Origin of the sequence: Acidisoma sp. PAMC 29798 (assembly GCF_030252425.1) — a bacterium.
In the GTDB taxonomy this organism is placed as follows: domain Bacteria; phylum Pseudomonadota; class Alphaproteobacteria; order Acetobacterales; family Acetobacteraceae; genus Acidisoma; species Acidisoma cladoniae.
On record NZ_CP126994.1, the window covers coordinates 3,290,836 to 3,309,927 of the forward strand.

The following is a 19,092-nucleotide window of genomic DNA, read 5'->3' on the forward strand; positions in this document are numbered from 1 at the left end:
AACCGCTCATGCGGCGGCGCGACGGGTGCTGAGGCCCGCACTCAGGCGCGTGAGCGCGCGGCGCAAACGCTCGGGCGCAACGGCGAAACAAACGCGCAGCCACCCCTCCCCGCTTTCGCCGAAGGCGACGCCCGGCGCGATGGCGATGCCGTGGCGCATGACCAGATCCTGCGCGACCTGCACGCTGTCGGTCATGCCATCGACCTTGATGAAGGCGTAGAAGGCGCCGTCCGGCGAGGCATAGTGAACGCCCGGCAGGGCGCCGAGGAATTCGGCGGTGATCGCCCGCCCCTCGGCGCAATGGGCGCGAAAGTTTTCGAGCGTCTTGGTGTCGGCGACAGCGGCGAGACCGCCATGTTGAATGAAGGGCGCCACGCCCGAATGCGTGCATTCGACGATCTCTGCCATATCGTCCCGCGTGCCCTCGGGCACGATGAGCCAACCGAGGCGCCAGCCGGTCATCACCCAGGTCTTGCTGAAGCTGTTGCAAACGATGACGCGGTCATGCGATTCGGCGATGTCGAGCAGCGAGGGCGCGACACCGCTGCCGTCATAAACCAGACGGGAATAAACCTCATCGGATAGCAGCCAGCAGCCGTGCTTGCGGCAGAGATCCAGGATTGCCTGCAACTCAGCTTGCGTCGCGGTCCAGCCGGTCGGGTTGTTGGGCGAATTCAGAATGAAGCAGCGCGCACCGACCAGGGCCTGGTCCAGTTTTTCGAGGTCGAGGTGGAAGCGACCGTCCTGGCGTGCGTCCAGCGCCAGGGCCACGACTTCCGCCCCGCGCAGCCGCGCCGCATTGCCGGCATTGGGCCAGGCGGGCTCATGCAGCACGACGCGGTCGCCGGCGCGCACGATAGCCGACAGGGCGACGGCCAGCGCCGCCATGCCGGAGGCGGTGACGAGCACGCGGCTTTCCGGCACCGGCAGGGCATGGATGGCGGTGAGATACTCCGCCAGCGCCGCGCGCAGCGGCGGCAGGCCGCGCACATCAGGATAGCGGGTCTCGCCCTGGGCCAGAGCCTCGGCCAGGGCGGTGATGGCGCCGGGCGGGCTGTGCTGGTCCGACTCGCCGAAACACAGGAATTCAGTGTCCGGTCGGCCGAAGGCCAGGCGTGCCACGGCGACGATTTTCGAGCCTTGGAGCCGGATCAGATCGTCACTCACAGCGGGGGGAGAAACACTCATGCGATTCGGCTACCACAGCCCGCCGCGCCGAGGCGAGAGCCGTCATTCGCATCTAAACCGTCATTGGCATCCAAACCGTCATTCGCGGGCTTGACCCGCGAACCTACCCGTTGCGGCGCCATGACGGCGTTTGCGCACCGCAACGGGTAGGCCCCCGGATCAAGTCCGGGGGTGACGATGATTGTTGGTCGGCCGGTGCCGCGACCCGCTGCGGCTCCTTTACCATTACCCCCTCCCAGAACGGTTGAGGTCGGTGAGCAACAGCCCCGAGAGCTCAGTCCTCGTCTTCGCCTTCATCCTCCAGGCTAAACTGGTCGGCCTCACGGTCGTAGCTGAACAACTCCCCATACCGCCCCCAGGAGATCACCGTCCGGATGGTGGAATCGGCATAGTCGGGCGACATATGGTCTTCCAACTCATCCCGAAAGCGCAGCGCCGGGGCGCGGTGGTTCCAACGCTCCTCCAACACCTGCCGAATTTGGGCGATCATCGGCACATGGGCGAGCACCGCTTCGGAAAACTGCTCCTTGCGCTCATCCGTCTCGGCTTCCACGAAGCGCTTGCCGCCTTCGGTCAGCGTGATGTCGCCCTCCTCGAACTCGGCGAAGCGCAGCAGTTGCAGCGCCTCACCGATCGGCAGCAGCTCATCCGCTTCCATCTGGAAGGCATTCGCCAGGGCCGGAAGATCGGCGCGGCCCATATAGGGCTCACCGGCGATCGTCTCCATCAAACCGGCCATCAGGTTGGTCGACACCACCGGCAGCGCCTGGAAGGGCTGCGGCGCGGGCACCAGACCCTTATCCGCCGCCTGCGGCTTCGGCGGCTCCACCGGACGACGGGTCATCAGGGCATAGATGTCGTCCACCAGTTGGCGGAAGTCGGGCGCGAGGCGGTTACGGGGATGCGCGAAAGGCACCTTCAACTCGCTCGCGACGCGGCCGGGATTGGAGGAGAAGACCAGGATGCGGTCGCACATCAGCACCGCCTCCTCGATATTATGCGTCACCATCATGATCGCCTTCACCGGCAGCCGGCCCTCGGACCAGAGATCGATCAAGTCCGTGCGCAGCGTTTCCGCCGTCAGCACGTCCAGGGCGCTGAACGGCTCGTCCATCAGCAGCAAGTCGGGATGCACCACGAGCGCCCGGGCCAGACCGACGCGCTGACGCATGCCGCCCGACATTTCCTTCGGATAGGCGTTCTCGTAGCCACCGAGACCGATGAGGTCGATCGCTTCCTCGGCGCGAGTTTCGCGCTCAGACCGGGACACGCCCTGCGCTTCCAGGCCGAGGGCCACATTCTCCTCCACCGTGAGCCAAGGAAACAGCGCGAAGCTCTGAAACACCATCGCCACGCCCTCGGCGGGGCCGGTCAGCGGCTCACCGCGCCAGCGCACATCGCCCGAGGTCGGCTTCAGCAGGCCCGCGACGATGCGGAGCAGGGTGGACTTCCCCGAACCCGAGCGGCCGAGCAGGCCGACGATCTCCCCCTCCCGCAGCGAGAGATCGACATCGTCAAGGACGATGACATCGGCAGAGGCGTCCTTGTGATACGACTGGCGGCAGTTTTCGAGATGAAACAGCAGCTTGCCTTCGGCCTGTACGCCAGGCGGGCTCTGAACGCTTTGCACGGTCTGGTCCATGATCGTCTCCGATGCGTCAGAAGGTCAGGCGGCGAACGGCATAGGCGTGCAGCGGCCGCCACAGCACACGATTGAGCACGAAGACGTAGCCGGTCATGACACATACGCCGAGCATGATGCCTGCACTGTTTCCGGCATTGGTCGCCTCGGCGATGTAGGAGCCGAGGCCGGTCGCGACCAGCGTGGTATGGCCCCAGGAGGCGATTTCCGCGACGATCGAGCTGTTCCAGGCGGCGCCCGAGGCCGTCAGCGCGCCCGTCACGTAATAGGGGAAGATCCCCGGAATGATGACGCGCCGCCACCACAGGAAGCCCTTCACCCGCAGATTGGCCGAAGCCTCCTTCAGGTCGGTGGGAAAGGCCGAAGCGCCGGCGACGACATTGAACAGCACATACCATTGGGTGCCGACGATCATCAGCGGCATCAGCCAGATATTCGGGTTCAGGCTGAACCGCACCAACACGATGACGACGATCGGGAACAAGAGGTTAGCCGGGAAGGCCGCGAGGAACTGCGCGACCGGCTGGATCATCTGCGCCCAGCGCGGACGCAACCCGATCCAGACACCGATCGGCACCCAGACCAGGGTGACGATGGTCAGCGCCGCCGCGACCCGCAGCAGGGTATAGAAGCCGAGCAGCAGCACATGCGCGAATTGCGCCAGGGTCACCTCATGCGCGACGAAGGTCGCAATCTTCCACAGCGCGAGGGCGACGAGCACGGTGATGAAGCCGAACCATAGCCCGTCAACCACGCGGGACGGTGGACCTGCGCTTTGGCGCCGCGCCGGCACGATGCGTAGGCGCCAGCCACCGACCGCCGTCGCGACATCGCCGAGAGCGGCGCCGAGCAGTTGCAGCAGCCGCGTCTTACGCAGAAGGCTCAGCACCCAAGGGTCGGCGAGTTCCCCGCCGCTCGTCATCTCGAACCGGAATTTCGTGGACCAGGCGACCAGGGGCCGGAACAGCAACTGGTCGTAGATCAGGATCACCGCGAGCATCGCGAGGATGGCGTAGAAGACCGCCAGCAGGTTGCTCTGCTGCAGCGCGACCGCGACATAGGAGCCGATGCCCGGCAGCAGAAACGTCGTCTTGCCGACGGTCACGGCTTCGGAGGCGACGACGAAGAACCAGCCGCCCGACATCGACAGCATGGTGTTGAACACCAGCCCCGGCATGGCGAAGGGCACTTCCAGCCGCCAGAAGCGTTGCCAGATCGACAGGCGGAAGGCGCGCGACGCCTCATCCAAGTCACGCGGCACCGTGGTCAGGGACTGATAGAAGCTGAAGGTCATGTTCCAGGCCTGGCTCGTGAAGATCGCGAAGATCGCGGCGAGCTCGGCTCCCAGGACGCGGCCGGGGAACAGGTTCATAAAGAACAGAACGGTGAAGGACAGGAAGCCCAGGATCGGCACGGATTGCAGGATGTCGAGCGCGGGCACCAGGATCAGCCCGATGCGGCGGCTTTTGGCGGCGAGCGGCGCCACGATCAGGGTGAAGCCCATCGAGCAAACAAGCGCCACGAACATGCGGATGGTCGTGCGCAGCGCGTAATAGGGCAGCCAGCGCGGATCGAGATGGATGGTCACGGCATTGGCGGCCGGCAGGGGTGCCAATGTCCCGCTGGCCGCATGCGCCACCAGCACCAGCACGCCCAGCACGCACAGGATTGCCGCGATATCCCAAAGGTTGGGCATGCGGCGGCCGGTCACGAAGGCAGGCAGGGCCAGTACGGTCATGGGCGGCCTTCGTCGGAGATTGATGCGGAGGGGTGCCGCGCCTGCGGCCCCGGCGGATTGCGCTCTATCCCAGGCTGTGGTCGCCTGTCACGCGTTTCAACAGTGACGAAGCCATGACAGGCCACCCGCCGCCGCTGGGTGCCGTCTTTTCGAGTCGAGGGCCATCATCCCCATGCGCATTGCCTCCGTGGCCGCGACCGAGCGGGCCGCAGCCCTGGCTGTCTTCATTCTATGCGTCGTCCCTCTCGTGCTGCTCTGCGCATGGCGCGTGCCGATCGGACAGGCGCCGGACGAAGCCGATCATGTCGCCCGCATCGCGAGCGTTCTGGATGGGCAGATCATCGGCCATCGCGTTTCCGCCATGAACGCGCAAAGCGGCAGTCAGGATGCCGGCGTCACCGTCAATATCGGCCTGATCTACGCGGATCTTGTCGGAACCGGCCGAGCCGCACCTCCGCCCTTCGACACGTCACCGGCGAAGCGCCAGGAATGGGCGCGGACCATCCCTTGGGCGCCCGGACCGATCTTCGTCAGCAGTGCCAATACGGCAGCCTATGCGCCCCTTGCCTATGGCCCGGCCGCGATCGGCATGGGGATCGCAATCCTCACCGGCGCCTTGCCGCATGGCGCAATCATCGGCGCGCGCCTGGGCAATGCCCTCGCCTTCAGCCTCCTCGGCATCGCGGCTCTGGCCTTGGCCCGTCGCGGCCGGCTGCTTCTTCTCATCACCCTCGCTTTGCCGATGACGATCTGGCTCGCCGGATCCCCCAGCCAGGATGGCATCGTGATCGCCGTCGCGGCGCTCGGCGCCGCCCTGCTGACGCGCGACGGGCACGTGGCCTTCTACCTCGGCTGCGCGGCGCTGGCGGTGCTGGTGCTGCAAAAGCCGCCCTATCTGCCGCTCGCGGCACTCGCGCTGCTGGCGCCCGGCGGATTGTCCTGGCGACGCTTTCAGGATCGACTGCCCGCGGCCATTGCCGTGGCCGTGCCAGGGCTGCTGTGGTCGGTGGCGGTGGTGAAGTGGGTGGCCGTGCCATTGCTGCCGAGCCCGCTGTATCATCCCGGTCCGCTCTGGCCCGGCAATCATGCCGATCTCTTTCATTCGGCGATATCCGCGGCGCAGGGTCAGGTGCTGTTGCACCATCCGTGGCGCGGCTTGCTGCTGCCGCCCCTGAGCCTGCTGCGGCAATTAGCCGGACTCAGCGACCAGTTCATCGGCGTGCTCGGCGCCCTGACACTTCACTTGCCTCGTCCGCTCTACGGCGTTTGGTGGCTCGCTATTCTTTCGGCCCTCGGCCATCTGGCCGCGCGCGCCGATCAGGCAGATGAAAGCGGGAAGATCGACCGTCTCCTCGCTTGGGCCGCGATCCTGTGCAGCGGCGAGCTGATTTGCCTCACGCTCTACCTGACATGGACGCGCGTCGGCATGGATGTCATCGACGGCCTGCAGGGACGGTATTTCATTCCGCTCATGGCGATGCTTGTCTTGGCGCTGCCCCATGTCCCGGTTCTGACACGCGCACCTCGATGGGCCTGGTGGATTCTGCCCATGGTTGCCCTTCTGGCAACCGACGCCGCACTGCCGAGATTGATCGCCGCCTCCTATCAACCGTGAAGGCGCGGTTAATTCACATCGATCCTACGCAGGGATTTTTGTTATCAATACGAAATGTATTAACCGTAGAGAAACTAGTCCACCCTATGAACGGCGTCAGATTTTGTTTCGATAGGGAACTCTATCATGACGGCGGTGACCTGGAAGCCGAATGCGAACGGCAATTGGAGTACCGCCGCCGCCGATTGGAGCACCGGCGCTCTACCGGGCGTGTCGGACACGGCGACCTTGTCCAGCGCCGCCGCCCATACCGTTACCTATAGCACCGGCACCAATACGGTTTCCAGCATTGTTGCCACAACCGATCGGCTCGCGGTCACAGGCGGCAGCTTATCAGTCACGGCAACGGCCTCCTTTGCCGCAGGGTTGAGCCTCACCGGCGGGGCGATTGCCTTTGGCGGAAATACCACCGTCGCCACCATCTTTGCCGCAACCGGCGGATCGATCGCCCTGGCCGCCGGCACGACACTCACGCTGTCGGGGGCAGCGACAGTTTCTGCAGGATTGATCTCCGGCACGGGCACGTTGGCCACCACCGGCACCACCGCCCTGACGGGCAGTTCACTGGGTGGCCTGATTTCACTGGATGGCGGCCTCACCTGGAACAACAGCGGCACCGTCGCCGACGCCGCATCCTTGTTTCTGGCCTTTCCGTCGGGCATCGGCACCATCGCGGTCAATAATGCCGCGTCCGGCGTCTTCAACCTGACGGCGGACGGCGCCGCCATCTACAACGATGGCGCCGCAGCGTTCTTCACCAATGCGGGCACGCTGTCCAAAACCGCCGGCACGGGCACCACCACCATCGATGCCTCCGTCACCAATACCGGCACGCTGACGGCGACCAAGGCGATCCTTGAACTCGACGGTGGCGGCGTCCTGGGCGGGACCATCGGTGCCACCGGCACAGGCGCCCTTGGCTTGGGCCTCGGCACCTTCACCCTCGGGGACAGCGCCCAAACCATCAGCGGCAAACTGCTCCTGGATGGTGGCAGGATCGCGCTCGCCGAGGGGCAGTCGCTGACACTCACAGGTGCGGTCGCCATGACCGCGGGCGAGATCGATGGCCCCGGCACCCTGGTCACCACGGGGAACACCTCGGTCACCGGCCTTGTCGATATGGACGGCGGCCTTTTCTGGACGAATAGCGGAACGGTCACCAACCTCGGCGAAATCCAACTCGACTACCCGTCCGGCGTCGGCGTCATCACCATCACCAACACGGTGACGGGCGTCTTCGACCTCACGCAGGACGGCTGGGGTCTGTTCGCCAATGTCGGCGTGGCACTCTTCGCCAATGCCGGGACGCTGTCCAAGACCGACGGCACCGGCACCAGCAATATCTTCGCCGAAGTCGATAACACCGGCACAGTGACGGCGGTGAGCGGCACGCTCGAACTCGACGGCGGCGGCAGCCTCGGTGGCGCCATCGGCGCAGGGACGAACGGCACACTTGCCCTGGGCGGCGGCACATTCACGCTCGGCGGGACGACGCAGACAATCGCCGGCGCGCTATCGCTGGACGGTGCCACCATCGACATCGCCGGCGGCGACACGCTTGTCCTGGCCGGCACCGTCGCCCTCGCATCCGGCGCCATCGTCGGTCCTGGCACCTTGATGACGAACGGCACGACCTCTCTCACGGCGCCGATCGACCTGGACGGCAGTCTGGTCTGGATCAATACGGGCACGGTACTCGATGCCGGGCAACTCAACCTCGACTTCCCGTCCTTCGCGGGGGTCATCGCCATCAACAACACGGCCAAAGGCACCTTCGACCTCACCACCGACGGCAATGCGGCCGTCAACTACGGTATGGACGCGACCGTCACCAATGCTGGCATCCTCGCCAAGACCGCAGGCATCGGCACCAGTTCCCTCGCCATCACGATCGACACGACGGGCACGCTCACCACCAGCAGCGGCACGCTCGAACTTGACGGCGGCGGTCGCTTCGCGGGCACCGTGGGCGCCACCGGCAACGGCACGCTGGCGCTGGCCACCGGCACCTTCACTCAGGCAGACTCCACCCAAACAATCGGCGGCCCGCTGCTGCTCGATGGGGGCACCCTGTTCATCGACAACGGCCAGACGCTGACCTTGTCGGGCACCGCCGCTCTATCGTCGGGCGCGGTGACCGGTGCCGGCACTTTGGCGATCACGCAAAGCCTTGATGCGACCGGGCCCGGCGAGACCATCACGGCGGCGGTGAGCAATAGCGGCACGATCGACGTCGCGACCGGCACGGTCTTGAAGCTGGAAGGCGGCCTCACCGGCATTGGCATCGTGACCATCGAAGCCGGCAGCACGCTGGACGTGGGCGGAAGCCTCGGCAGCGGCCAGACCATCACCTTCGCGGGCGCCGCCGCGACGCTCAAGCTCGACACACCGGCAAGCCTCACGACAGCCCTCAAAGGGTTCGGCGTCGGCGACAGCATCGACCTCGCGGGTGTCACGCTCACAAACGCCGACATCGGCGGCAAAATCCTTACCCTCAGTGCGGGCACGGCCGTCTATACCGATGTCGCTGCCACCACGCTCTCGGCGGATCGCGCGCAAGTTCTGTCCGATGGCACAGGTGGCAGCGTCGTCACGCTGTATGCGGCGGCCCAGGCGGCGGTGCATACGCCGCGGCCCGTCGTTTTCGCCCATGTCCATGTCGGCGACATCGCCACGGAAACAGTGACCGTCACCAACAAAGCCGCCGTCAGCCCCTATACCGAGGTGCTGGATGCCGGTCTGAGCGCGGTCACAACTGGTTTCACGACGGCCGGCAGCGTCAAGGGTCTGGTCGCCGGCGCCTCGAACAGCACGGCGCTCACACTCACCGAAAATACCACGGTCGCCGGCGCACGATCCGGCAGCGCCAAGCTGGGCCTGGAAACGGATGGCACCGGGGTCGATGGTCTCGGCGCCATCGCTTTGCCATCGCAGACCGTCACTATGTCCGGCGCCATCTATGCCTATGCGGCGCCCAGCTTCTCCGCCACCAGCCTGACGCTCGCCGCGCGCGTCGGGGGCACGCTTGCGGGTCAGTTGACCCTCAGCGACGGGACAACCCCGACGCCGTATCAGGAATCCCTCGTCTTCGCCGCGAACGGCCCGCAGGCGGTCACCATCACGGGTGGCGATGGCACCATCGCCTCCGGCGGAACGAGCCTGCTCGGCGTCAGTCTGGCGAGCACCGTGGCCGGCACCATCACGGGCGACACCGTGACCATCGGCCTGACCTCGACCGGCGTCGGCACCAGCGGCTTGGCCGACACCACCCTCGCCTCCCAAACGGTTACGATCGATGCCGAGGTCTACGCCCTCGCGATCGCCAAGCTCTCCGCCACCACCGTCAATGTCGGGATCGTCCATGTCGGCGATGTCGTGACCCGGTCTATCACGGTGACGAACGCGGGCACTGCTGCCTTGGTCGATAGCCTCACCGCAGGCCCGTCCACCACTACAGGCAGCGTCACAAGTGCCACCGCCGCCCTGGGACCTGACGGCCTGGCGGCTGGCGGCAGCGGAACGGTTCAGCTCGGCATCGCGACCACCACGGCCGGCACCGTCAGTGGCAGCGCCACGCTGGGCTTCACCAGTCATGACAGCGCCCTCGCCGACCAAACCGTCAGCGGCGGCACCATCACGGTCACCGGAACCGTCGATAACTACGCCGTCGCCCAGATCGAAAAACTCGGCGCCAGCGGCAGCCTCACCAAGACCACCAGCAAGGCCTATGTCCTGACCCTGGGCACCGTGACCCAGAATGGCACGGCGCTTACCGCCAGCCTCGGCCTTCTCAACGCAGCGATCGGCACCGCCGACACCCTGGGCGGAACCTTCACCGCAAGCGGCGCCTCCGCCTTCGTCAATTCCGGCCTCGCTGCCTTCACAGGCGTCGCGGCAGGTCAGGCGGACACCGCGCCGCTGATCACGCTCTCGACCGCAGCCGTCGGCACCTTCACCGAAACCATCATCGTCACGCCGACCGGCGCCAATGCCTCCGGCTATTCCGGCGTGCTGGCGAACGAGACCATCACGGTGACGGGGACTGTCGAAGGCGCAGTCTCCGGCACCACATACACCTTGACCACAGCAGCCAAGATCATCACCGGTACCTCCGGCAACGACATCATCAATGCCGCCACGAACACGCTCGTCGCCCGTGATTCGATCGATGGCGGCGGCGGCACCAATACGCTCAATCTCACCGGTACCGGCAGTTTCGATCTCGCTACGCCGAAGACCCTGACGGATATCCAGACGGTGACGGCTTCGGAAACCACCGCCGGCACGTCCGTGACCATGCGGGCCGGGTTGAACGTGACCGTCACCGTGGCTGCTCACGGCAGCGGGTCGATCACCATCCAAGGCGCTGCGGACAATGACATCTATAATCTCGGTGCGGGCACCGATACCGTGGTGCTCGGTGCCGCCACCGAAACCGTTCACGGTGGTGGCGGCACGGCCCAGATCCAGGCAACGGCCGCGCAAGCCGGCGCAATCGTGACGGGCACCACCGCCGGCACGACCACGCTGGACTTCACGACGGGCGGCACGGCCGCGCTGAACGCCGCCGACACGCACCTCATCGTCACGCTCGACGCCGCCACAAATCTTGGCCTGGGCGCTGCGACGTTCATCGACACGAGCGGCACGGCTGAGAGTTTCGTCAGCGACACCATCGCGGGTTTTAGCGGCGGCGATACGATCGACGTGACCGATCTCGTCTTCGCCACCTTCAAGTCACTCGCCTATAGCGGCACCACGAGTGCGGGCAAGTTGGTCGTCACCGACGGCAGCCACAGCGCAACGGTGGCCTTGACCGGCAACTATGTCCTGGCGGATTTCAGCCATATCAGTGACGGCCATGGCGGCACGCTTATCGGCTTCACGTGACGCCTAACCAGTGGAACCGAATCCGCCCTCACCGCGCGCGGACACCGCCGAGAATTCCTCGACCGTTTGAAACGCCACACGCACGATCGGCAGGAACATCATCTGGGCGATGCGCTCCCCCGGTTCGATGACGATCGGCGCTGTGCCGAGCGCATTGCGGTTCCAGGCGCTGACCATGATCGGCCCCATGTAATCGGCGTCGATCAGGCCAACGGTGTTGCCCAGAACCAGACCCTTTTTATGGCCCGAGCCGGAGCGCGGCATGATCACCGCCGCAAGATGCGCGTCGGCAATATGGACCGCGATCCCGGTCGGGATCAGCTGCGCGGGCGACCCCGCCTCCAGCACCACCGCCGTATCCAAACACGCGTGCAGGTCGATCGCCGCCGCCATGGTGCTTTGGTAGGTCGGCAGTCCCCAAGACGCGAGACGCGCGTCGAGCACCTTAATTTCGACCGGAACATCACGACCCATCATGCGTCTCCCAACGCCTCAGCCAATCGCTGCGCGAGGCGCTGCGCCACCGCCTGCTTGGACATGCGCGGCCAACTTTCGTGACCTTCTGCGGTGATCAGCTGAATTTCGTTGTCATCGCCCCCCATCGCGCCGCCGGCTGCCGAAACGTCATTCGCCAGCAGCCAGTCGCAGCCCTTTCGCTGTCGCTTCTCGGCCGCATGCGCGAGCAGATCATTGGTTTCCGCCGCGAAACCGATGACCAAGCCTGGGCGATCGGGCGCGGGTTTTGCAAGATCGGCCAGGATGTCGGGATTGGGCGTCAGAGCCAGGGCCGGCGGTTCGGCCCCAGGCGCCTTCTTGAGCTTGATGTCGCTCGGTGTCGCGACCCGCCAATCGGCGACGGCTGCGACACAAATGGCCGCGTCGGCCGGCAGTGCGGCGCGACAGGCGTCCAGCATCTCTGACGCGGTCTCGACATGAAGAACCCGCGCCAGGGGGGGATCAGGGATTGCCACCGGACCGCTCACCAGCGTCACCCGCGCGCCCAGTTCGATCAAAGCCGCCGCGATGGCGTGACCCTGCTTGCCGCTACTGCGATTGGCGATGTAGCGCACCGGATCGATCGGCTCATGCGTCGGACCGCTGGTCACGATAATGTGACGACCCGTCAACAGTCTTCTTGGCACTGGGATTGCGCGCGGCATCAGTCGTGCCGCGATGCGCTCGACAATGGCCGGGGGCTCGGCGAGCCGGCCCGGACCCCATTCGCCGCAGGCCATCGCGCCCTCATCAGGGTCCACGACCGTTACGCCGCGCGCGGCAAGGGTTGCCATATTCGCGACTGTCGCCGCGTGCTGCCACATCCGCACGTTCATCGCAGGCGCCACCAGCACCGGCTTGTCGGTCGCCAGCAGCAGCGTCGTCGCCAGATCATCCGCCATGCCAGCTGCCATGCGGGCGAGGATATCGGCTGAGGCCGGCGCGACCACGACGAGATCCGCCGCGCGGGACAACTGGATATGGCCCATTTCGCTCTCATCCGTCAGCGAAAACAGATCGGTATAGACGGTCTCCTCCGACAGCGCCTGAAGCGACAGCGGCGTCACGAACTGCGCGCCTCCCGCCGTCAGCACGCAGCGCACGGTGACGCCCTCTTTCTTCAGAAGGCGCACCAATTCCAAGGCCTTGTAGGCGGCAATGCCGCCCGAAACGATGAGCAGGACCCGCTTGCCGGCCAGATCCGTCACAGCTTCCATCCGGCATGGATGGCGGCGATGCCCCCCGACAGGTTGCGGACTGTGACGCGCGCAAACCCGGCCTCGCGCATCATGCCGGCCAAGACCTGCTGGTCTGGGAACATGCGAATGCTCTCGGCGAGATACTGGTAGCTCGCCGCATCGCCCGCGAAAGCCTGCCCCAGACGCGGCAGGACCTTGAAAGACCAGGCCTCGTAGAGCGGGATCAGCGCCGCGATTTCGAGCCGGGAGAATTCGAGGCAGAAGAACCGCCCGCCAGGCCGTAGCACCCGCCGCGCCTCGACCAGCACGGCCTGCTTGTCGGTGCAATTGCGCAGGCCGAAGGCGATCGTCACGACATCCATCGTACCGCTGGGGATGGGCAGCGCCTCGGCATCGGCCACCAGAAAGGTCAGGTCACCGACATAGCCACGCTCGATGGCGCGGGTCCGCCCGACCTCCAGCATGGCCGGGTTGATGTCGGACAGAATGGCGGGGCCGCCGCCCTTGGCCAGCCAGCCGAAGCTGATATCGCCAGTGCCGCCGGCCAGGTCGAGAAGCTTTCGGCCCTTCCGGGGGTCCAGCATCGTCGTGAAGATCTGCTTCCAGACCCGGTGGATGCCGAGCGACATGAGGTCGTTCATGAGGTCGTAGCGCGGGGCGACGCTCGCGAAGACCTCCCGCACCATGGACTTCTTCTCCGCGCGCGGCACGGCGCGAAAGCCGAAATCCGTCTCGTCCGTCGGGCTCTGGTCGGGCATGGGCCTGTCGCTCAATGAGCTTCCCCTATACGCTCGGAAGCACTCATGCCGGAACTCCCCGAAGTCGAAACTGTGATGCGCGGCCTTGCCGGCCGGCTGGAAGGCCGCCGCATCAGCCGCGCCGTTCTGACCCGGGGCGATCTGCGCCGCGCGATCCCCTCCGGCCTTGCCGCGCGCCTCACGGGCGCGGAGGTGCTGAGCTTTCGCAGGCGGGGCAAGTATATCCTCATGCGCCTATCGGGCGGCGATAGCCTGCTGATTCACCTCGGCATGTCCGGCCGTATGGTGATCCGCGCCCAGCGGGCCAATACACCCGATGCCGAGAAACACGAGCATATGGTGATCGAGACGGAGGATGGCTGGCGCATCGGCCTGGTCGATCCGCGCCGCTTCGGCCTGCTCGACCTGATGCCGACGGCGGCGGAAGACGAACACGCCCTGCTACGGGACATGGGGCCGGAGCCGCTGGAGCCCGCCTTCGACGCAGCCCTGCTGTCTGCGGCCCTCACCGGACGTCGAACGCCCATTAAGGCGGCCCTTCTGGATCAGCGGATTGTGGCCGGACTCGGCAATATCTACGTGTCAGAGGCGCTGTTCCGGGCAGGGATCAGCCCCCGCCGGCTGGCCGGCAGCGTGGCGGGGGCCCGCGCCGCGCGCCTGGTGCCGGCGATCAAGGCGACGCTGACCGAGGCGATCGCGGCCGGCGGCTCCTCGCTGCGGGATTACGTTCAACCGGATGGCGAATTGGGCTATTTTCAGCACGCCTGGAAGGTCTATGGGCGGGCCGGATTGCCCTGCGAACGCTGCCCCGGGCCGCCCGCCTGCGCCGGGATTCGCCGCATCGTGCAGGCCGGACGCAGCACTTTTCTATGTCCCCGGACGCAGCGTTGACGCAGGTCTGCGGGCCACGAGACGCCCGCCAATCTTCTTGACTCACCCGCCTCCTGTAACTAGGAAAACCCCTCTCGCGGCGGGCACCCTTGCCTGGCTGCGTATTCTTGATTTGGATGACGATCGACCATGGCAAACACAGCCTCCGCACGTAAGCGTATCCGTCAGACCGCCAAGCGGACCGAGCGCAATGTCGCCCGCCGCACCCGGTTGCGCCACGCAATCAAGTCCGTCGAGACGGCTATCGCGACCGGCGATAAGGTTGCCGCCCAGGCCGCCATAAAGGCCGCGCAGCCGCTGATGCAGCGCGCTGCGAACAAGGGCGTCATCCACCAGAACACAATTTCCCGCAAGATTTCGCGGATGTCGGGCCGTATCAAGTCGCTCGCTGCTTAAGGTCTTTGCTGCGATATACAAGGCAAGAGGAAGTAATTGTCGTAGTGGCAATGCTTCTTTTTGCTTCTGACTTTGTTTGGCTGGACGCTAAATCGGCCTGCAGCCTGTAAAAAAAGTCAATGCCCAGAGATGAGCGCGCGGTCACCAATACGCCGCTATCTCTTTGACATTTGTTATAACGCCATCAAATACTTCGATTTTTTGAATTGCCCTAGAGCCGAAGTTATTTGACTTCGGCTCTATTTGATTGTGGTTGCGTCAGACCCCGACACTGACATACCCTAGGGGTCCCGGTTCTTCATCGGGGCACTCACACATCGAAATTCCCGTTACTGGGACTGCGGACTTGTGATTGCTCTCCCCATGGGGAGATTTTTCGGTAGATCGGGGTTGGGCACGGCATGGAGCAAGAAGTGGGATATGTGTCCGATGCCAGCGTGACCGATTACCAGCACGGCACCAGCGATCTGCCGACCGAATGGGCCCGCGTTCGGTCCCGCCTTCAGGGCGAAGTCGGCGAGGTCGAATACCGTACCTGGCTTCGGCAGATGAGCCTCGGCTCCGTCGAAGGCGACGAGGTCACGGTGCTTCTGCCCACACGCTTCCTCCGCGATTGGGTCCGCAGCCATTATGGCGACCGCATCAGCGCCTTGTGGCAGGCCGAGAACAATCGCGTTCGCCGCGTCGATATCCGGGTCGGCCGGGCGGCCGAAGGCCTCGCCACCTCCGTCAATAGCGCGCCCGATAGCGTGGCGGCGGCCAGCCAGGCGGCCGCCGTGGCGCCGACAGCCCTCACTGAGGAACGCAGCGACGGTCGCGGCGACGGCATCGGCTTAGACCTGCGCTTCACCTTCGAAACATTCGTCGTCGGCAAGCCGAACGAGTTCGCCTTCGCCTGCGCCAGCCGCGTGGCCGACAAGCCGGCCTCACCCGGTTTCAACCCGCTGTTCCTCTATGGCGGCGTCGGCCTCGGCAAAACGCATCTGATGCATGCCATTGCCTGGAAGTTGCAGGATTGGCGGCGCACCGGCGCGGCGCCCGTCACGGTCGCCTATATGTCGGCCGAAAAGTTTATGTACAAGTTTATCGCCGCGATCCGGAACCAGTCGACGATCGAGTTCAAGGACCATCTGCGCAGCGTCGATGTCTTGATGATCGACGACCTGCAATTCCTCATCGGCAAGGACAATACGCAGGAAGAGTTCTTCCATACCTTCAATGCCTTGGTCGATGCCGGCAAGCAGATCGTGGTGTCGGCGGATAAATCACCGTCCGATCTGTCTGGCCTCGAGGATCGTCTGCGAACCCGCTTGGGTTGCGGCATGGTCGCGGATCTTCACGCCACCACCTTCGAACTTCGTATCTCCATCCTGGAAGCGAAAGCCGCCAAGGCCAGCGTGTCCGTGCCGCCGCGCGTGCTGGAATTCCTTGCCCACAAGATCACCAGCAACATTCGGGAGCTGGAGGGCGCCTTGAACCGCCTTGTCGCGCATTCGGCGCTGTTCGGACGCCCGATCACGCTGGAAACCACACAGGAAGTGCTGCACGACATCCTGCGCGCCCATGATCGTCGCGTCACGATCGAGGAGATCCAGCGCAAAGTCGCCGAACATTACAACATCCGCCTGACCGACATGTCCTCGGCGCGTCGTGCCCGCAACGTCGCTCGCCCGCGCCAGGTGGCGATGTTCCTGGCCAAGCAGCTCACCAGCCGCAGCCTGCCAGAGATCGGCCGCAAGTTCGGCAACCGGGACCATACGACCGTCATGCACGCCGTTTCCCGCGTCAGCAGCCTGATGGAGGGCGATGCCTCCTTCTCCGAGGATGTGGAGCTGCTCCGGCGTATGCTCGAGTCTTAAACGCGCCGCGTTTGCCGCCGGGGCGCTTGCTGCTAAGCTGTCTGTCCGATTCAGACTTCAGGCCCTCCGAGGACAGACCATGAAATTCAAGGCCGAACGCGCCGTCCTGCTGAAGGCCCTCGCCCATGTGCAAAGCGTGGTCGAGAAGCGGAATACGATTCCGATCCTCGCGAACCTGCTCATGTCCGTGAAGGAGGGTGCCCTCACCCTGACCGCGACGGACATGGAAATCGCCATCGTCGAGCAGGTGGCGGCCACGACCCAGCGCGACGGCAGCGCCACCGCCCCCGCCGCCACGCTGTATGAGATCGTGCGCAAGCTGCCCGAAGGCGCGGATGTGGAGTTCGATCATCCCGGCGGAGACGCGCCGCTGGCGCTGCGGGCCGGCCGCTACACGACCAGCCTGATGGTCCTGCCCGTGGATGACTTCCCATCGATGACGGCGGGCACCCTGCCCCATAGCTTCCACCTCTCGGCGCAATTGCTGCGCGGCATGATCGACCGCACGCGATTCGCGATCAGCACGGAAGAGACGCGCTACTATCTCAACGGCATCTATCTGCATGCCCTCACCAGCAGCGACGGTCATCAGGTTCTGCGCGCCGTCGCGACGGACGGCCATCGCCTCGCCCGTGTCGAGGAACCCCTGCCCGACGGCGCGGCGGCCATTCCCGGCGTCATCATTCCCCGCAAGACGGTGGCCGAGGCACGCAAGCTGCTGGAAGATGCGAGCGACGATATCGAAATCGCGTTGTCTGACACGCGCATTCAATTCACCTTTGGCACCGTGCGCCTCACCAGCAAGCTGATCGACGGCACCTTCCCCGAATACGAGCGCGTCATTCCGCGCGACAATGACAAGATTCTGCGTGTCGGCAAAAAGGACTTTGCCGAAGCCGTCGCGCGCGTCTCGGCGATTTCGACCGAGCGGTCGCGGCCCGTAAAGCTCGCGCTTGACCGCGATCTGCTGACCTTGTCGGCGGCGAGCCCCGACCAAGGTTCGGCCACGGAGGAGCTGGATGGCGGTCGCGTGACCTATAGCTCCACGCCGCTCGAAATCGGTTTCCAGGCCCGCTATCTCAACGACATCACCGATCAGATCACCGGTGAGGTGGAATTCCTGTTCGCCGATGGATCGGCACCGACCGTGGTGCGGGATGCGGCGGACCCCTCCGCGCTCTATGTGCTGATGCCGATGCGTGTCTGATCCGTCGGCTATCGCGGAACTGCCGGAGACGGAAGCGGCAATCTTTCGTCTCAACCGCCTCGATCTCACGGATTTTCGCAACTACGGGCGATTGAGCTGGAGCCCGGCGGCCCGCATCGCCGTGATTTCCGGGCCGAATGGCAGCGGCAAGACCAATCTGCTGGAAGCGATTTCCCTGCTCGGACCCGGCCGTGGTCTGCGCCAGGCCCGCGTGGCGGATTTCGCGCGCCTGCGCGCCGATGATGCGACGAGCTGGGCGGTGGCGGCGCGCGTGCGGGCGCCAGATGCCGTGGAACCCCTCATCATCGGCACTGGCAGCGCGCCCGATGGTGGTGAGCGCAGGATCATTCGGCTTGATGGCGCAACTGTCAGCCAAACGGAACTCGCCTCCCATATCGCCATCTCCTGGATCACACCGCAGATGGATCGGCTGTTCGGCGAAGGACCCGGTGGCCGCCGCCGGTTCCTTGACCGCCTCGTCTGGGCGCTGGATCCCGCCCATGCGCGCGATGTCGCGGCGCACGATGCGGCCATGACGCGACGCAACCGCCTGCTCGCGGAAGGCCGTGCCGATCCCGCCTGGCTTGCAGGACTGGAGGATGGCATGGCGCGCCATGCGGTGGCGAGCACGGCGGGCCGGCGTGCGCTGGTGAACCAACTCAACGCCACACTCGCGCGCGGCGCCGTAGCGCCCTTTCCCGCCGCCCGGCTGGCGCTGCTCTGCCCGATCGCCGACCGCCTAGCGGAAGCGCCGGCCTTAGCGGTGGAGGATTGGCTGCGCGCGGCACTGGCAGCCTCCCGCACGGCAGACGCCGCCAGCGGCTCCGCCTCCCTCGGGGCGCATCGCACCGATCTCGGCCTGTCCGATCTCCAATCCGGCCGCCCGGCCGCCCTCGCCTCCACCGGCCAGCAAAAGGCGCTGCTTCTGGGCGTGGTGCTGGGTCATGCGCTGGTCATTGCCGAAGCGCGCGGTTTCGCGCCCTGGCTGCTGCTGGACGAGCCTTTGGTGCATCTGGACGACACGCATCGCGCAGCCTTGCTGGAGGCGCTCGGCAGGCTGCCTGCGCAAGCGTTTTTGACGGGAACGGACGCCGCACCCTTCGCCGCACTTCAAGGCCATGCGGAATTCTGCCTCTGCATGGCCGGTGGGCTGGTGGAAAACCCTGGTTTCGCTAGGCCGCAAGCCAAAGAATCGCTATAAGGTGGAGTGCAAT

13 protein-coding genes are annotated in these 19,092 nt (G+C 65.5%); 7 read left to right on the forward strand and 6 right to left on the reverse strand.

All coding sequences use genetic code 11. The features are described from left to right. Positions 1 to 6 precede the first annotated feature (6 nt). The 3 genes from QP803_RS15880 to QP803_RS15890 form a co-directional block, all read right to left on the reverse strand. Positions 7 to 1,188, reverse strand: a complete 1,182-nt coding sequence (locus tag QP803_RS15880; RefSeq protein WP_284944442.1) for a pyridoxal phosphate-dependent aminotransferase — start codon at positions 1,186 to 1,188, stop codon at positions 7 to 9. 274 nt (positions 1,189 to 1,462) lie between these two features. Beyond that, a complete protein-coding gene (locus tag QP803_RS15885; protein WP_284944443.1) occupies positions 1,463 to 2,830 on the reverse strand; it encodes an ABC transporter ATP-binding protein in 1,368 nt (455 codons plus the stop codon). 16 nt (positions 2,831 to 2,846) lie between these two features. Then, a complete protein-coding gene (locus QP803_RS15890) occupies positions 2,847 to 4,568 on the reverse strand; it encodes an ABC transporter permease (protein ID WP_284944444.1) in 1,722 nt (573 codons plus the stop codon). Positions 4,569 to 4,740: 172 nt separating this feature from the next. On the opposite strand from QP803_RS15890, the gene QP803_RS15895 reads away from it, so the two are divergent. Together QP803_RS15895 and QP803_RS15900 are read left to right on the forward strand one after the other, a co-directional pair. Further along, a complete protein-coding gene (locus tag QP803_RS15895; protein WP_284944445.1) occupies positions 4,741 to 6,183 on the forward strand; it encodes a DUF2142 domain-containing protein in 1,443 nt (480 codons plus the stop codon). A gap of 126 nt (positions 6,184 to 6,309) precedes the next feature. Next, the gene (locus QP803_RS15900; RefSeq protein WP_284944446.1) at positions 6,310 to 11,073 is read left to right on the forward strand and encodes a beta strand repeat-containing protein; all 4,764 of its coding nucleotides are present in this window, start codon (positions 6,310 to 6,312) and stop codon (positions 11,071 to 11,073) included. A gap of 3 nt (positions 11,074 to 11,076) precedes the next feature. Here QP803_RS15900 and dut read toward each other — a convergent pair whose 3' ends face one another. From dut to QP803_RS15915, 3 genes are read right to left on the reverse strand one after another with little or no spacing between them, the layout of a single operon-like run. Continuing rightward, positions 11,077 to 11,550, reverse strand: a complete 474-nt coding sequence (dut, locus tag QP803_RS15905; protein WP_284944447.1) for a dUTP diphosphatase — start codon at positions 11,548 to 11,550, stop codon at positions 11,077 to 11,079. After that, positions 11,547 to 12,776 (reverse strand): bifunctional phosphopantothenoylcysteine decarboxylase/phosphopantothenate--cysteine ligase CoaBC, encoded by a 1,230-nt coding sequence (gene coaBC, locus QP803_RS15910; RefSeq protein ID WP_434082858.1) that lies wholly within the window; start codon positions 12,774 to 12,776, stop codon positions 11,547 to 11,549. The genes dut and coaBC overlap by 4 nt, the downstream gene beginning before the upstream one ends. Then, the gene (locus tag QP803_RS15915; protein ID WP_284947937.1) at positions 12,773 to 13,525 is read right to left on the reverse strand and encodes a class I SAM-dependent methyltransferase; all 753 of its coding nucleotides are present in this window, start codon (positions 13,523 to 13,525) and stop codon (positions 12,773 to 12,775) included. The genes coaBC and QP803_RS15915 overlap by 4 nt, the downstream gene beginning before the upstream one ends. 45 nt (positions 13,526 to 13,570) lie before the next feature. On the opposite strand from QP803_RS15915, the gene mutM reads away from it, so the two are divergent. From mutM to recF, 5 genes are all read left to right on the forward strand, one after another. Beyond that, a complete protein-coding gene (gene mutM / locus QP803_RS15920; RefSeq protein ID WP_284944449.1) occupies positions 13,571 to 14,416 on the forward strand; it encodes a bifunctional DNA-formamidopyrimidine glycosylase/DNA-(apurinic or apyrimidinic site) lyase in 846 nt (281 codons plus the stop codon). 129 nt (positions 14,417 to 14,545) lie between these two features. Continuing rightward, positions 14,546 to 14,812 (forward strand): 30S ribosomal protein S20, encoded by a 267-nt coding sequence (gene rpsT / locus QP803_RS15925; RefSeq protein ID WP_284944450.1) that lies wholly within the window; start codon positions 14,546 to 14,548, stop codon positions 14,810 to 14,812. Positions 14,813 to 15,213: 401 nt separating this feature from the next. Then, positions 15,214 to 16,671 (forward strand): chromosomal replication initiator protein DnaA, encoded by a 1,458-nt coding sequence (gene dnaA, locus QP803_RS15930; RefSeq protein WP_284944451.1) that lies wholly within the window; start codon positions 15,214 to 15,216, stop codon positions 16,669 to 16,671. A 79-nt stretch (positions 16,672 to 16,750) separates the two neighbouring features. Further along, positions 16,751 to 17,878 carry a DNA polymerase III subunit beta gene (gene dnaN / locus QP803_RS15935; protein WP_284944452.1) on the forward strand — a complete coding sequence of 376 codons (1,128 nt, stop codon included), beginning with the start codon at positions 16,751 to 16,753 and terminating at the stop codon, positions 17,876 to 17,878. After that, a complete protein-coding gene (recF, locus tag QP803_RS15940) occupies positions 17,871 to 19,079 on the forward strand; it encodes a DNA replication/repair protein RecF (protein ID WP_284944453.1) in 1,209 nt (402 codons plus the stop codon). Before dnaN ends, recF begins: the two co-directional genes overlap by 8 nt. Positions 19,080 to 19,092: the final 13 nt, after the last annotated feature.

Bases quoted from the DNA above. Each gene is read 5' to 3' on its own strand.
- QP803_RS15880 (WP_284944442.1), bottom strand. From the start codon at position 1,188: ATGAGTGTTTCTCCCCCCGCTGTGAGTGACGATCTGATCCGGCTCCAA.
- QP803_RS15895 (WP_284944445.1), top strand. From the start codon at position 4,741: ATGCGCATTGCCTCCGTGGCCGCGACCGAGCGGGCCGCAGCCCTGGCT.
- QP803_RS15890 (WP_284944444.1), bottom strand. From the start codon at position 4,568: ATGACCGTACTGGCCCTGCCTGCCTTCGTGACCGGCCGCCGCATGCCC.
- QP803_RS15915 (WP_284947937.1), bottom strand. From the start codon at position 13,525: ATGCCCGACCAGAGCCCGACGGACGAGACGGATTTCGGCTTTCGCGCC.
- rpsT (WP_284944450.1), top strand. From the start codon at position 14,546: ATGGCAAACACAGCCTCCGCACGTAAGCGTATCCGTCAGACCGCCAAG.
- dnaA (WP_284944451.1), top strand. From the start codon at position 15,214: ATGGAGCAAGAAGTGGGATATGTGTCCGATGCCAGCGTGACCGATTAC.
- mutM (WP_284944449.1), top strand. From the start codon at position 13,571: ATGCCGGAACTCCCCGAAGTCGAAACTGTGATGCGCGGCCTTGCCGGC.
- dut (WP_284944447.1), bottom strand. From the start codon at position 11,550: ATGATGGGTCGTGATGTTCCGGTCGAAATTAAGGTGCTCGACGCGCGT.
- QP803_RS15885 (WP_284944443.1), bottom strand. From the start codon at position 2,830: ATGGACCAGACCGTGCAAAGCGTTCAGAGCCCGCCTGGCGTACAGGCC.
- dnaN (WP_284944452.1), top strand. From the start codon at position 16,751: ATGAAATTCAAGGCCGAACGCGCCGTCCTGCTGAAGGCCCTCGCCCAT.
- QP803_RS15900 (WP_284944446.1), top strand. From the start codon at position 6,310: ATGACGGCGGTGACCTGGAAGCCGAATGCGAACGGCAATTGGAGTACC.